Genomic DNA, 14,563 nt, shown 5'->3' on the forward strand with positions numbered 1-14,563 from the left:
TGGTCATGCCAGTGTTGGGGATCACAACTGTGGCCCGTCAAGCAGTTCGCGCAGCCGGCGCAGGCCACGGGCCAGATTCTTTTCGATCGCCGCCGGGCTCATGCCGGTACGCCGGGCAATCTCGGCATGGCTTAACCCCTCCACCCGCTTGAGCGCCAGGACACGGCGCTGCGCCTCGGGCAGTTCGGCCAGAGCGACCTGCAGCCGGCGCAGCAGATCGCGGTCGACCGCCTCCACTTCCGGCGACGGCAGGGCGGCGGGATGATTATGACTGAGCTCCACCGGGTCGATCACGCCGGCAACGACACGGTCATGCCGCAGGGCGTCAGAGGCCAGATTGCCAGTGATGCGGAACAGGAAGGCGCGCGGATTATCGATCTCGGCCGGGGCGGCACCATTGCCGTTTGTGCCGCCGCTCATGGCGACGGTGAAGCGCACGAAGGTGTCCTGCACCAGATCGGCCGCCGCCTCGCGATTGCCGAGCCGGCGCTGGGCAAAGCGTTGCAGTTCGTCGCGATGCCGGGCGAAAAGCCCGGCGAGGTCGAAGGGGTGCGCCACCGGTAGGATCCTGCTGCGGCGGGCCTGGCCGCCGGCGGGCACCCTATTTCAATTGCGAATTAGTCGCAACAGATTTAACCAACGGCGCACCCTGCTTAGCGTCTGGCGGGGCGCAGCCAGTACCAGCACATCAGCACGGTGGGGATGCCGAGCGTCAGCCACGACATCACGTCCCACAGGCCGTCTTCCAGCAGGGCCGAGATCAGGCCGATGCCGCTCAGCACGCCCAGCAGGATGGGCATGCCCCACAATTTCATATTCATTCCGCAGCCCCCCGGATGCCGTCACGGGCCAGCATGGGCTCCGGTTCGCCCTCCTGTTCCAGTTCGCGAATACGCTGTTCGATCGGACTGCGCCGACGCTGGAACCACAGATACAGGCCGCTGCCAAGCACGACGATGGTAACGAGGTCGAAGAAGGTCCAGATGATCTTCAGCGGCATGCCGCCGTAATCGCCGAAATGCAGCGGCTGCGACAGCAGCAGGGTTTTGACATACCAGGGCATCTCGCGCGTATCGGTGAGGTCGGCGGTCTGCGCATCCACCAGCACCGGCTTGAACAGTCGCGCCGTCAGCGGCGTGTTGCCGCGCATGAAGATCGCGTAGTGATGCGGACTGCTGAACAGCGTGCCCGGCATGGCGACGAAGGCCGGATTCATCTCCGGCGCGGTCTTGCGCGCCGTCACCATGGCATTGTCGAGCGGGCCGAGCCTGTCCGGCACCGGCTGGCCAGCATAGGGCGCGGTCATGGTCGCCAGCTGGTCGTACTGCCAGTATTTGATGATCAGGTCCGCCCAGGTGTTGATCACGCCGGTGCTGCCGACGACCAGCGCCCAGACCACGGTGATGATGCCAAGCATGTTATGCAGGTCGAGCCATTTGAGGCGCGTGCTGCGCTGCTTGCGCACCGTCCCGAAATCCAGCTTGCGCATCAGCGGGCCATAAACCGCGATGCCGGTGACGATGGCGACCACGAACAGCAGGCCCATGAAGCCGAGGAACAGCTTGCCGGGCAGGCCGGCGAACATGTCGACATGCAGCTTGAACATGATCTGCATGAAGTCGAGATCCTTGGTCGAACCCTCGCGCAGGATGTCGGTGGTGCGCGCATCGAAGATGAAGAAGCCGAAATCCTCCGTCTCGGTCATCGTCTTCGCCGTGGTGGTGAAGACCAGTTCCGGCTCTTCCTCGTCCCAGGAGACGTAGAGCACCTTTTCGTCGGGCCTGGCCTCCAGTGTCTTCTGGATCACCCGGTCGAGCGATGCCATCGGCGTGCCGGCCGGCAGGTCGGCGGGTTCCTTCTGGTCGCTCAGCAGATGTTCGAGTTCATGATGGAAAATCAGCGGCAGGCCGGTGACGCACAGCATCAGCAGAAACACCGTGCAGATCAGGCTTGTCCACTTGTGGACGAGATACCAGGCCTTGAAGGTCTTGACGGTCATACGCTCTCCGACGCGAAGGAAATACTGCCCCTAGCTAAGACGAGCGAGATGACAAAAACCGGAGGAGATTTTAAAAGTTTTGGAAAAACGGTGCTTTAGCCGAGCGTTTCACCCTTCAGCAGGCGGGGCAAACGACCGACATCGCCCATGGCATGGCGCATGAACAGCTTCTTCAGCGGCCCGATGCGGTTGACCATGCCGAGACCGAGATCGCGGGCGATCCGCAACGGCGCGATATCGTTGGAGAACAGCCGCGTCAGGCCATCGGTGACGGCGCCGAGCACGACATTGTCGACACGGCGCCAGCGTTCGTAGCGTTCGAGCACATCGCTGCGACCGATATCGAGACCCAGGCGGCGCGCATCGACCACCGCTTCGGTCAGCGCCGCGATATCGCGTAAGCCCAGATTGAGCCCCTGCCCCGCGATGGGGTGGATGCCATGCGCCGAGTCGCCGACCAGCGCCATGCGATGCGCGGTATATTTCAGCGCCAGCATGAAACTGAACGGATAGGACCAGCGCGGCCCGACCACGTCACAGTCGCCATAGCCGGTGCCGAAGCGCTGGCGCATCTCGGCGGCGAAACCGGCATCGTCCAGCGCCATGATCGCAGCCGCGCGCTCGGTCGGCTCGCTCCAGACCAGCGAGGAACGATGATGACCGGCTGCATCGTCGGTCATCGGCAGCATGGCGAACGGCCCGGCTGGCAGGAAGCGTTCCTGCGCCACGCCCTCATGCGGCAATGCGTGCTGCACGGTGCAGACGATGCCGGTCTGTCGATAGGACCAGTCGATGGTGCGGATGCCGGCGTCACGGCGGATCGCCGACTGGCGACCATCGGCCCCCACGATCAGGCGTGCGCGCAGTCGCCGGCCATTGCCGAGTTCGATCTCTGCCGGCGCGCCCGAGCCGGAGAGGCCGTAGTCGATGCTGCGCGCGGTCATCGGCGCGATCAGTTCCAGATTGGGGCAATCGGCCAGCGCGGCCTGCTGGGCCTGCCGGATCACGCGGTTCTCGACCAGGTAACCGAACGGGGCGCTGCCGATTTCGCTGTGGTCGTAATGCACGAAGAGCAGCGAGTCGCCATCCGAAACCCGGATGTCCCACATCGGCTGCGCCATGCGGACATGCCGCCACAGGCCGATGGCGTCCAGCATGCGCTGCGAGGCCAGGGCAATGGCCGAGACGCGGCCATCGAAGGCCGCTTCGGTGACACGGGCAGGATCTTCACGGTCGATCACCGCCACCGAAATACCGTGCCGGGCCAAGGCGATGGCCTGGGTCAGGCCGTTCAGGCCGCCACCGATCACGACGACGTCGAACAACTCGGCTTGACTGGCTACGGAAGGGTGCGTCATGGCCGGCATCCTCGGCACGGCTCCCCCGGTTGTCCAGTCCCAGCCTTGTCTGATCTTGGACGTTATGCCGCAATTTCTTTGGACGCGGCCGCCGCGTAGGATTAGCCTTGGTCCATGCCGTTCAAGCCGCTGACCTTCCTGGTTCTGGCGTGGCTGACGGGCCTGCCGCTGCTGTCCCTGCCCTCGAAGGGATTGGCCGCCGAGCAGATGCCCGTCGATCTTGAATTGCTGCTGGCCGTTGATATCTCCGGCAGCATCGATGCTGACGAAGCCCGGCTGCAGCGCGAAGGCTATGCCCGCGCCCTGATCGACAAGGATGTGCTGAAGGCGATCCGCGGCGGCATCCATGGCAAGATCGCCATCGCCTATTTCGACTGGTCGGACGCCTATCTGCAGAACCAGATCATGGACTGGACGCTGGTGCAGGACGAAGCCAGCGCGCGCAGGGTGGCGCAGCACCTGCTGGACAGCCAGACGCGCACCGCGCGCCGCACCAGCATCACCGGCGCAATCACCCATGCCATTCCCCGCTTCGGCGACGGCGCCTACAAGGGCCTGCGGCGCGTGCTGGATATTTCGGGCGACGGGCCGAACAACGACGGCGGGCCGATCGACATCGCGCGCGACAAGGCGGTGTCGTCGGGCATCGTGATCAACGGCCTGGTGATCCTGAACGGCAAGCAGAACACCTGGGGCTTCCCGCAACTGGAAGACCTCGACCGCTATTACGAGGGCTGCGTGATCGGTGGCCCCGGCTCATTTGTCGTGGTGGCGGAGAGTTTCGACACTTTCCACGAAGCCGTGCGCCGCAAGCTGATCCTCGAAATCGCCACCGCGCCAGCCGTGCCGCCGGCCTGGCAGCTGATCGGCCCGTCGGTGACCCACAAGGTGCAATCGGGCTATCGCTATCCCAAGGGTTGCGACGTGGGCGAACGGCAGAGCCAGGAATTCTGGCGCCGGCGCTGGGACCAGTAGCCGGCCCAAAGCTTTCCGGCGCGACAAAAAACCCGCCAAAGTCACGCCGGGGCACCTTGGCCTCGCCCGGTTTTTGCCGTATTTCCAAGCAATAAACTGACCGGCAGACAAGCACCGGCCCCGTCCCGACCTGACACTTTCCTCGGAGTATCCTTCATGTCCACGCGTCCCGGTCCGTTCGACCGCGCCGACTTTCCTTTCGCCCTCCGCCTCGTTACCGAAGCCGCCGCGATTGCCGCGCATACATGGGTCGGCCGCAGCAGGAAGGAAGACGGCGACGGCGCCGCGGTGGAAGCGATGCGCAAGGCGCTGAACGACATCAACATCAACGCGGTGGTGATGATCGGCGAAGGCGAGAAGGACAATGCCCCGCTGCTGTATCGCGGCGAACGCATCGGCAAGGGTGAACCCGAAATCGAGATCGCGGTCGACCCGATCGAGGGCACGACCAACATGGCCAATGGCGTCGACAATTCGATGGCGGTGATGGCGCTGGCGCCGCGCGGCGCGATGTTCGATCTCGGCCCCAGCTTTTACATGGACAAGCTGGTGCTGCCGGCTGCCGCCAAGGGCAAAGTCGATCCGGCCTGGCCGGTGAAGAAGAAGCTGGAAGCGCTGGCCACCGCGCTGAACAAGCCGGTGTCGGAGCTGCGCATCTTCGTGCTGAACCGCAAGCGCCACCACGCGATGATCAAGGACATCCACGATGCCGGCGCCCGCACCATGCTGCAGGAAAACGGCGATGTCGCCGGCGCCTTCATGGCGGTGCAGCCGGGCAGCAATGTCGATGCCCTGTTCGGCACCGGCGGCTCGCCGGAAGGCATCATCACCGCGATCTTCGTGCGCGCCATGGGCGGCGAGTTCTTCGGCCGCGTTGATCCGCAGGGCGATGACGAAGCCACGAAAGTGAAGGAATTCGGCCTCGACCCGGCCAAATGGATGAGCGGCAACGAGCTGGTGAAAAGCGACGATGCCGTCTTCGTCGCCACCGGGATCAATTCCGGGCCGGTCTGCCGCGGCATCGCCATCGAAAAGGGCATCGCCTATACCCATAGCGTGATCCTGATGGCCAAGACCGGCGCACGCCACGATATCTCCAGCCGCGCTCCCGTTGCCTGAGACACTCGCCATGAGTCTGCGTGAAGTCGCCACGCCGGCCTTCGAGGGGCAGAAACCCGGTACATCCGGCCTGCGCAAGAAGGTGACGGTATTCCAGCAGCCGGGCTATCTCGAAAGCTTCGTGCAGGCAGTGTTCGACTGCGCGCCCGAATTGCAGGGCGGGACGCTGGTGCTGGGCGGCGACGGCCGCTTTTTCAATCGCAGTGCCATCCAGATCATCCTGCGCATGGCCGCCGCCAACGGCATCGACCGCGTGCTGGTCGGCCAGGGCGGCATTCTCTCCACGCCGGCTGCCAGCGCGGTGATCCGGCGTCATCGGGCGCGCGGTGGCCTGGTTCTGTCAGCCAGCCACAATCCGGGCGGACCGGACGGTGATTTCGGCATCAAATACAATATCGCCAATGGTGGCCCGGCTCCGGAAGCCGTGACCGAGGCGATCTACAAGCGCACGCAGACGATCCGGCATTACCGCATTTTCGATACGGACGCCCCGGTTAACCTCGATGCCATCGGGAATCGCAAGATCGGCAACATGACCGTGACAGTGATCGATCCGGTCGACGATTATGCCGTGCTGCTCGGCGGCCTGTTCGATTTCGATGCCATCCGCGCCCTGCTGGCCCGCAAGGATTTCCGCTTCCGCTTCGATGCCATGCATGCCGTCACCGGGCCGTATGCGAAACGCCTGCTGGTCGAGATGCTGGGCGCACCGGCCAAGAGCGTGATCAATGCCGAACCGCTGGAGGATTTCGGCGGTGGCCATCCCGATCCGAACCCGGTTTATGCGCCGGAGCTGTACAAGGCCGCGGTGCTGGATGGCGAACTGGATTTCGCCGCCGCGTCCGATGGCGACGGCGACCGCAACATGATCCTGGGCAAGGGCATCGCCGTGACGCCGAGCGACAGCCTCGCCGTGCTGGCGGCCAATGCGACGCTGGCGCCGGGTTACGCCAAGGGCATAGCCGGCGTGGCGCGTTCGATGCCGACCAGCCGCGCGCCGGATGCGGTGGCGCGCGCGCTCAAGATCGAATGTTTCGAGACGCCGACCGGCTGGAAGTTCTTTGGCAACCTGCTGGATGCGGGTCGTATTACGTTGTGCGGTGAGGAAAGCTACGGCACCAGTTCGGATCATGTGCGCGAGAAGGACGGCCTCTGGGCCGTGCTGTTCTGGCTCAACCTGCTGGCGGTGAAACGCGGTGAAACCGTGCTGTCGATCCTGCAGGCGCACTGGAAGCGCTATGGCCGGCATTACTACAGCCGACATGATTATGAAGCCGTCGATGCCAGACAGGCCACGGAAGCCCTGAACCGGCTACGGGCGGCCCTGCCCAGCCTGCCCGGCCAGAAGGTCGGCGGCATGGTGGTCACGGCAGCCGACGATTTCGCCTATCGCGATCCGGTGGATGGCAGCGAGAGCAAGGGCCAGGGCCTGCGGGTGATCTGTGGCGAACAGGCCCGGCTGATCGCCCGCCTGTCCGGCACGGGCACCGAAGGCGCGACCGTGCGTTTATACTTCGAACTCTTTGAAGCCGATCCGGCGAAACAGGCTGACGACGTACAGGCCCGCCTGCAGCCGCTGATCGATTTCGCCGAGATCCAGACCGGCCTTCGCAAGATCACTGGGCGCGCCGCGCCCGATGTGATCACGTAAGGTTTTGACGCAACCGTCGGAGGAATGATGTCGCTGCCGCCGCCGATCGACCAGACCTCCGCCTGGCGTGCCCTCGCCGCCCATGCCAGCGCCACGCGTACGCGGCAGCTGCGCGACCTGTTTGCTGCCGACGACAAACGCTTCGAGACCTTCTCGTTCCGCTGCGGCAACATGCTGCTCGACCTGTCGCGCCAGCGCATGGATGGCGAAACGCTCGACCTGCTGCTTGACCTCGCCAGGACCGCCGATGTGGAAGCCTGGCGCGACCGCATGCTGACCGGCGAGCCGATCAATACCACTGAGAACCGCGCAGCGCTGCATACCGCACTGCGCCTGCCGGCCAACGCCAGCCTGCTGCTGGGCAACACCGATATCGCGGCGCTGGTGCATGACGAGCTGAAGCGCATGGGCGAGATCATCGCGGCCCTGCGCGACGGCACCTGGCGCGGCATAACGGAAAAGCAGTTCAAGAGCGTGGTCGCCATGGGTATCGGCGGCTCGGATCTGGGCCCGCGCATGGCGCTGGAGGCCCTGACCGCCGACAAACTGCCCGATATCGACATCCATTTCGTCAGCAACGTGGATGGCGCCGATATCGCGCGCGCGCTGCAGAAATGCGACGCCGAAACCACGCTGTTCGTGGTGGCCTCCAAGACCTTCACCACGCAGGAAACCATGGCCAATGCCGAGACGGCGCGGGCCTGGCTGCAGGAAAAGCTCGGCCCCGGCATCATTGACTGGCCCCGCCATTTCATGGGCCTGTCGGCCAACACCACGGTGCCGGGCAAGTTCGGCATTCGTCCCGAACAGGTGCTGCAGTTCTGGGACTGGGTCGGTGGCCGCTATTCGCTGTGGTCGGCCATCGGCTTCCCGATCGCGCTTGGCATCGGCATGGACAAGTTTCGCCTGATGCTGGATGGCGCCCATGCGATGGACCACCATTTCCGCACCGCACCGCTGAACGAGAACCTGCCGGTGCTGATGGCGCTGGCCGGCATCTGGAACGTCAACTTCCTCAATTTCCCCGCCCTCGCCGTGCTGCCCTACGACCAGGGCCTGTCGAAGCTGGCGCCGTATCTGCAGCAGGCGGATATGGAGAGTAACGGCAAGGGCGTCGACCGCTGGGGCCGTCCGCTGGGCTTCCAGACCGGGCCGATCGTGTTTGGCGAACCGGGCACCAACGGCCAGCATGCCTTCTACCAGCTGCTGCATCAGGGCCCACAGACCATTCCGGCCGATTTCATTGTGCCGCTGCAGTCGCGTTATCCGCAGGGCAAGCATCACGAGATGCTGCTGGCTAACGCCTTCGCCCAGGCCGAAGCGCTGATGCGCGGCAAGACCCGTGCGGAAGCCGAGGCCGAACTGCGCGCGGACGGCGCAGACGATGCGAAGGTGGCTGCCCTTGCAGCCCATAAGGTTTTTTCGGGGAATCGCCCGAGCACTACCTTGCTGCTGCCCCAGGTCGATCCCTACCACCTCGGGATGCTGATCGCCCTCTATGAGCACAAGATCTTCGTGCAGGGCATCGTCTGGGGGGTGAATTCCTTCGACCAGTGGGGCGTGGAACTGGGCAAACAGCTGGCCAAGCCGATCCTGGAAGAACTGATCGACCCCTCGCTGCAGCATGCGCATGACAGCGCGACAGCCGGCATGATCGCACTGGCGCGCAGCCAGCCCCGGTCGTAGTCTTCACCTGTCTGCCGCGGTGGGGCGGCGGGCAGGTTTGGGGTTATCGAAAACATGCGAGTGCTGTCGCCATGAGCGAAGCCAATGTCGCGCGCCAGCAGGACGCGGTACGACAGGGTATGCGGGAGATCGACTTCGTCCTGCATTCTTCCTGGCGACTGGGCAAGACCATCGTGGCCGGCTGGACGCATGAAGGCGGCCGCGCCAGCTTCTGTTTTTGCGAACCCTATACGGTGCTGGGCAGCGCCGAGGAATTGCCGCGACTGGTGCGCGGCCGGCGGCTGATGGATGCCGCCAGTTTCGCCGAGACCTGCAAGCTGCTGCGGGCGCGGCCGCTGACCATGGACCTGCCCTTCACCATCGGCTCTGCGAAGGGCGAGGTGAATCCGCTGCAGATCGAGACGCTGGTGCGGCGCTATACGATCAGCGCCACCGAAAGCCGCGCCGTCATCCTGTTCGACATCGTCAGCTTTTCCAAGCATTCGCCGCTGGAACAGGTGGCGCAGCTGTCCTCGCTGGAATATTCGATCAACTCTGCCGGGAAGCGCCTCAATCAGGCGGGCCTGCGCACCGAACTGGCGCGGTCTACCGTCGGCGACGGCTTCTATGTCTGGAATCGCGGCGAAGGTCCGGATGCCGACCTGCGCAGCTGGCTCGCATTGCTGCTGATCCTGTCCGACAATGCGCTGGCACGGCAGAAGGGCAATGCGAAGCTGGTGCCGACCTTGCGCGCCGCCTTTACTGTCGGCAGCCATTTCTCGTACCACCAGGTGGAAGGCACCACGCCGCGCGGCTTTGAATACATTGTCGGCGAAGTGACCATCACGCTGGCGCGCATCATTGCCAAGGCACTGCCCGGCCAGATCCTGATCGGCCAGTTCCTGCGTGAACTCGGCGGCACGGCGGGCAGCATCGAGACTTACGGTTTCCTGGCCAAAGCCGAACAGATCGCCGCCGGACTGTCGGGGCTGGAGGTTGGTCATGCCGGCCTGCTTGGCCTGCGCAGCCGCACCACCAGTCCGGGTGATAAATCGGGGCCGACGGTCTATCGCATCGGCGACAAGCACGGCTATACGCACCAGGCATTCAATACGCGCGTGACGGTCGAGCGGGAAAACTGCGAGCCGCTGATGCTGGGTCTTGCGAGCGGCGAACTGGCCGGCTTCACGGCCGAGCACGCGCCCTATGACGCGAAAGCCGCACTCAAGCGTTAAGACGGTGGCGTGACCTTCACGCCGACCGCGCCGGCAAAATCCGCGCCTTCGGTCTGCGCGCCGTCCAGATTGGCTTCCAGCAGATCGGCATCGCGCAGCACAGCCTGCTGCAGCCTGGCCTCGCGCAGATCGGCATGGCGCAGATTGGCATTGTCGAGATGGCTGGGGAAGCTGCGCGTCTCGGCCACCACCAGCGGCCGCAGGTCGACCTGGCGCAGATCGGCATGCGACAGGTTTGCCCCCCGCAGGGTGGCGCCGCGCAGGTCGGCACCACTGAGGCGACAGTTTCGCAGGTCGGCATTGGCGAGCCGCGCGCCCTGGATCGCCGCGCCTTCGAGGTTGAGGCCGAAGAACACCGCGTTGTTGGCCACCAGGCCGGTCAACTGCGCCTTGTACAGGCTGCCGATCTTGCGCAGGTCGAAGCCGGTGAAATCCACCGCCTTACCTGCCGCGCCGCCGCTGGTCACCCATTGCGCATGCAGGCGCAGCGCTTCTTCCGGCGTCATGTCCAGTTCGTCCAGCGATCTGCCGGCCGGTTTGTCGTTCAGCATGCCGGCCGTATTGGCGCCGCTCAGATCGGCCATCTGCATTTTGGCCTCGGTCAGCACCGCATTGGTCAGCGTCGCGCCCTTCAGACTGGCCCCGGACAAATCCGCGCCCGTGAGATCGGCATTGGTCAGGTTGGCATGCGCCAGATTGGCCCGCACCAGACTGCAGCCGACCATGATCGCATCGGTGAAATCGGTATGCTGCGCCGCCACGCCGCTCATGCGGGCCCTGGACAGGTTAGCGCCCTGCATCGCCGCGCCCTGCATGTCGGCCGCGCCGGACTTGAACTGCATGGCGCGGATGTCGCGCGTCTTGGCGTCGCGCTCGGCGATCATGCCGTCGCGCAGGTCGGCATCATACAGGTTGGCATAGGTAAGATTGGCGCCCTGCAGCAGGGCGCCGCGCAGATCGGCACGCACCAGACTGGCGCCGGCCAGATTGGCCATACGAAGATCGGCACCAAATAACACCGCGCGGTCGAGGTTGCAGCCGCCGAGACTGGCGCCATGCAGCGCAGCACCGGTGAAATCCGCATCGCTGAGATTGGCCCCGGCGAACATCATGCCTTCCAGATCCTGGAAGGAGAAAATCGCACGCCGGCCGCCGAACACACCGTTGCGGTAATCCTGATGAAGTTTGATGGCCTTGGCGATATCCGCCTGCGTCAACTTCTTGCGGATCATCCCGGTCTCTGCGGGGGCAGGCGCAGCTTGGCTGTTATTTCCCGGATCGCCCTGATTGGCCGTCATGCGCCTCCTCAAGCACCCGAAGGTGACTTAAGGAGTCAGATGGCCTCAGGCCGGCATTTTTTCAATGGCGGCGAGACCGTCTTTCATAAGCTTGCCTGCGGCGGAACCGCCACTGACCAGTTCCAGCATGCGCACGGCACCGTAGAGCTGCTGCTTGGCAGCATCCTTGCCGATACCGTTCAGCTTGCCTGCCTTGATATCGGCCACCAGCGAGCCGCCGCCCTGTTCGATCTGGCCGCCAAGCTGCTTGAGCGTGTCGCCCACATCCTTGTCGGCACCGATCCCGCTGGCAACCTTGGCCACTTTCTGGATTGCATAGACGCGATCTTCCGCCTGCAGCTTGGCATTGAAGATCGCTTCCTTGACGGCGGCTTCCTGGCCCGGCTCGATCGCGGTCGGCGTCGCCAGTGCATCCAGCACCTTGGCATCGGCGCCACTCAGCACGCCGGTCCTGACCATGTCGCGGAGCTTGCCGCCGGCGGCGTCCATCTCGGGCTGCGGCCCTTCAGCCATGCCATCGGCCTTGAGACGGCCGATCATCACCACGAAGTCATCAACCATGCCGGCGATATTGCCGGCTTCCATCTTGCCGGCATCGGCGCGACCGATCGACTTGAAGAATCGCTTGCTGTCGCCCGCAATCATGCGGCGCGCATACTGGCCGGGTTTGAGATCGGCGATGCCGGTCGGCATATCGCCCAGGCTGTCGAAGATCGGCAATGCCTGGAAAGGATCGCTCATCCGGGCGAGGATGAAGGCAATCATGTAGCCCGGCAGGCCGGCGCCGCTGGTGCAGAGCGCCGTATAGCCTTCCTTGATGGCTTCGATCTGTGCTTCGAGCAGCCTGCCGACCGGCTTGGGCGACAGCTCATCGCGCAGAGTCTCCAGCGCAGCGGAGACTTCCAGCATGCACATCATGTCGACGAGGTCGAGGTAGGCGGTTTCGCTGCCCAGCCTGGCGACAAGGGCGGCGCGATGCGCCGGATCGCTGTCGGCCTGGCTGACATCCTCGCGCAGGCGGCGCGCGGCGATGTTCCAGAGCGTGATACCCAGTTTGGGGATGCGTGGGTCGGCGCTGGCACCGATGGCCGGCGCTGCTGAAGTGCGAATGCTGGCTTCCAGTTCCTTGACCGAGGCCTGGTCGAGGGACTGCACGACGAATTCCCAGCAGGGCGCCAATGAGGCACGCGAGATGCGGCCGAACTGCTTGTCGCCGTCTTCGGGCAGGATCAGCAGGTCTTCGAAGGGATGGCAGAAAATGCGTTGCAGGGTCAGGTGGCGCGGCGGGCGGGTCTTGGCCAGTCGCGGCCGCAGGGTGCCGAGCGCGGCATCGGCCAGGGCCGCCGAGAGCACGACGGCGCGCGAGCGTTCGATGAGCAGGGTGAGCTGCGCCACCTTCTCGTCGGGTATCTCGAACAGCTTGCGCTCGATGTCGCGCAGCTCGGACGCAAGATCGGTCATATCCGTTTCCGCTTCACGTTCTCTACGCGCCGGACCATCTCGATATCGAGCGAGCCGGAATTCCATCCCTCAAGAGCGCGCACCTGCATGCGCGTATTCTCCTGCATCGCTGCCAGATTTGGCCTGTTGGCGGCTTCCTTATCGGGGATGATGGGAAGAACTCGATAAATTTCCGTTACCGCCGCGCGCTGGGCGTCGCGGTCGCGGTCTTCGGCATCCTTCCACAGCAGAAGGATGAATTCCCATCCGTCCACGGTCCACCACAGCCGGCCGATATCGCGCTCCAGCGCCTCTGTCGCCTTCTCCCAGTTGGACAGGACACGCTCGGCATATTCGACCGGGCGCACGGCTGCGGCGGCCAGGTCGCGGGCGAAGTCGTCGGTGAAATAGGCGACCTTGGCGATGCCGCGGGCCAGATCGGAGGCCTCCGACTTGTCGCTGTCGGCCCAGTGATTCAGCGACTGCGCCAAGCCGGCAATGCCGCTGACCAGTCGGCGCAGGCGGCTTTCCTTGGGCATACCGGGCATGCCGAGCGGGGAGATATACTGGCCCCAGCGCTCCAGCCGGTCGTAGAGCTCGTTGGCATTGGTGCCAAGTTTCTTGGCGATCTCGCCCAGGCCGGAGCGGATGCGGTCGCGGCCGGCGGTGGAGGTGAAATCCGACACATGCAGGGTCATCTGGCCGCCGGAGAGTCGCTCCAGCGCCGACTTGAACAGAAAGTAGCGCGTGAGGAGAACTTCGTTCTCTTCCTCGGTGATGGCTTCCTCGGCGCTCTTCTGCGCCTCAGGCCCGGCAAGGCCGGTGCGCGCCGTTTCCAGCGTCGCCATGCGCACATCGGGCGGCAGGCAGGAATTCTTCTTGAAGATTTCTTCCTGCAGTGCGCGGTCGTGCATGGTGAGCTGGAAGATCTCGGGCACATCCTTCCAGCGGATGACGTAGTTGCCCTTCACGCCGGAGAAAGCGGAAACCGTCAATTCCAGATTGTCGCGACTGTCCATGCGGACACGCGCCTGGCTCAGCGCCGGCGTGGTGAACGCAACCGCCGTCCCGCGCTCTTCAAACTTCGCGGGCTGGAATTGCGACGCTGACCCTCTGGGGAAATTCATCTTGTCCGACGATAGATAGCGAAAACCCTCTCCCTAATAAACCACAAGGCGGGTGTGGAGCAAACAACCCCGGGGGTCAGCGCAGCCATTCGCGTGATTTTTCGATCACCCGCACGGTCTCGTCCCACAGGTCCATGCGATGCAGGTCGGCCGGATCGACCCAGGCGACCGCTGCGGCATCGTCGCCGGCCACCGCCTCACCCGCCACCCAGCGGGCGACATAGTCGATGATAGTATAATGATACAGCACACGGCCGGCGGCATCGCGCTGGATCGAATCGATCACCTCGACAAGGCCCAACAGTTCGATCACCACCCCGGTTTCCTCGGCGATCTCGCGATGGATGCCGGCCTCCACCGTCTCGCCCAGAGTCTGGGCACCGCCCGGCAGACTCCAGATGCCGGCCCGCGGAGGATTGCCGCGCTGGACCATCAGCACCCGCCCGTCCTTCCAGACGATCGCACCAAGCCCGACCAGCGGGTTGGGGGGGTATTCGCGCGACATGCGGCGTCTCCATGCGGGCCGATTCCCGGATTGATTCCCGGACCGCCACGATAGCCGAAAAGTCCGACACTGGGACCGGGCCGAACTTTCCACCGGCAGAGCCGTTAGGACCGGATCTTCAGGGCTGCGCGGGTGGGTCGGCGGGATTTCAGGTTGAAAGCAGGGACTCTGCGTTGTACAGCAGATTCCAG

Annotated in this window: 13 protein-coding genes; 5 read left to right on the top strand and 8 right to left on the bottom strand. The window is 64.5% G+C overall.

The genetic code is table 11. The features are described 5' to 3' along the window. Positions 1 to 21 precede the first annotated feature (21 nt). The 4 genes from FNB15_RS01680 to FNB15_RS01690 form a co-directional block, all read right to left on the bottom strand. Positions 22 to 558, bottom strand: coding sequence for an RNA polymerase sigma factor (locus FNB15_RS01680; protein WP_185973672.1), 537 nt, complete (start codon positions 556 to 558; stop codon positions 22 to 24). Between the two features lie 95 nt (positions 559 to 653). Beyond that, positions 654 to 821 carry a hypothetical protein gene (locus tag FNB15_RS20900; protein ID WP_185973673.1) on the bottom strand — a complete coding sequence of 56 codons (168 nt, stop codon included), beginning with the start codon at positions 819 to 821 and terminating at the stop codon, positions 654 to 656. After that, complete coding sequence (locus FNB15_RS01685) at positions 818 to 1,999, bottom strand: PepSY-associated TM helix domain-containing protein (RefSeq protein WP_144067047.1); 1,182 nt, start codon at positions 1,997 to 1,999, stop codon at positions 818 to 820. The genes FNB15_RS20900 and FNB15_RS01685 overlap by 4 nt, the downstream gene beginning before the upstream one ends. Before the next feature lie 95 nt (positions 2,000 to 2,094). Then, positions 2,095 to 3,357: a UbiH/UbiF/VisC/COQ6 family ubiquinone biosynthesis hydroxylase gene (locus FNB15_RS01690; RefSeq protein ID WP_144067048.1), complete on the bottom strand. Its 1,263-nt coding sequence runs from the start codon at positions 3,355 to 3,357 to the stop codon at positions 2,095 to 2,097. A gap of 114 nt (positions 3,358 to 3,471) precedes the next feature. Between FNB15_RS01690 and FNB15_RS01695 the strand changes: the two genes are divergently transcribed. The 5 genes from FNB15_RS01695 to FNB15_RS01715 all read left to right on the top strand — a co-directional run bounded on the left by FNB15_RS01695 (position 3,472) and on the right by FNB15_RS01715 (position 10,002). Next, complete coding sequence (locus FNB15_RS01695) at positions 3,472 to 4,332, top strand: DUF1194 domain-containing protein (protein WP_144067049.1); 861 nt, start codon at positions 3,472 to 3,474, stop codon at positions 4,330 to 4,332. A gap of 156 nt (positions 4,333 to 4,488) precedes the next feature. Then, positions 4,489 to 5,451 carry a class II fructose-bisphosphatase gene (gene glpX, locus FNB15_RS01700; protein WP_144067050.1) on the top strand — a complete coding sequence of 321 codons (963 nt, stop codon included), beginning with the start codon at positions 4,489 to 4,491 and terminating at the stop codon, positions 5,449 to 5,451. Positions 5,452 to 5,461: 10 nt separating this feature from the next. Continuing rightward, the gene (locus tag FNB15_RS01705; protein ID WP_144067051.1) at positions 5,462 to 7,102 is read left to right on the top strand and encodes an alpha-D-glucose phosphate-specific phosphoglucomutase; all 1,641 of its coding nucleotides are present in this window, start codon (positions 5,462 to 5,464) and stop codon (positions 7,100 to 7,102) included. Positions 7,103 to 7,135: 33 nt separating this feature from the next. Then, on the top strand, positions 7,136 to 8,788 hold the full coding sequence (gene pgi, locus FNB15_RS01710) for a glucose-6-phosphate isomerase (RefSeq protein ID WP_425460313.1): 1,653 nt from the start codon (positions 7,136 to 7,138) through the stop codon (positions 8,786 to 8,788). A 71-nt stretch (positions 8,789 to 8,859) separates the two neighbouring features. Beyond that, complete coding sequence (locus tag FNB15_RS01715) at positions 8,860 to 10,002, top strand: hypothetical protein (protein ID WP_144067053.1); 1,143 nt, start codon at positions 8,860 to 8,862, stop codon at positions 10,000 to 10,002. Here FNB15_RS01715 and FNB15_RS01720 read toward each other — a convergent pair. From FNB15_RS01720 to FNB15_RS01735, 4 genes are all read right to left on the bottom strand, one after another. Beyond that, positions 9,999 to 11,234, bottom strand: coding sequence for a pentapeptide repeat-containing protein (locus FNB15_RS01720; protein ID WP_185973674.1), 1,236 nt, complete (start codon positions 11,232 to 11,234; stop codon positions 9,999 to 10,001). The genes FNB15_RS01715 and FNB15_RS01720 overlap by 4 nt on opposite strands. A gap of 111 nt (positions 11,235 to 11,345) precedes the next feature. Further along, a complete protein-coding gene (locus tag FNB15_RS01725) occupies positions 11,346 to 12,761 on the bottom strand; it encodes a hypothetical protein (RefSeq protein WP_144067055.1) in 1,416 nt (471 codons plus the stop codon). Next, a complete protein-coding gene (locus FNB15_RS01730) occupies positions 12,758 to 13,867 on the bottom strand; it encodes a hypothetical protein (protein ID WP_144067056.1) in 1,110 nt (369 codons plus the stop codon). The genes FNB15_RS01725 and FNB15_RS01730 overlap by 4 nt, the downstream gene beginning before the upstream one ends. A gap of 76 nt (positions 13,868 to 13,943) precedes the next feature. After that, positions 13,944 to 14,372, bottom strand: coding sequence for an NUDIX hydrolase (locus FNB15_RS01735; RefSeq protein WP_144067057.1), 429 nt, complete (start codon positions 14,370 to 14,372; stop codon positions 13,944 to 13,946). Positions 14,373 to 14,563 lie beyond the last annotated feature (191 nt).

It is taken from the genome of Ferrovibrio terrae, assembly GCF_007197755.1.
In the GTDB taxonomy this organism is placed as follows: Bacteria; Pseudomonadota; Alphaproteobacteria; order Ferrovibrionales; family Ferrovibrionaceae; genus Ferrovibrio; species Ferrovibrio terrae.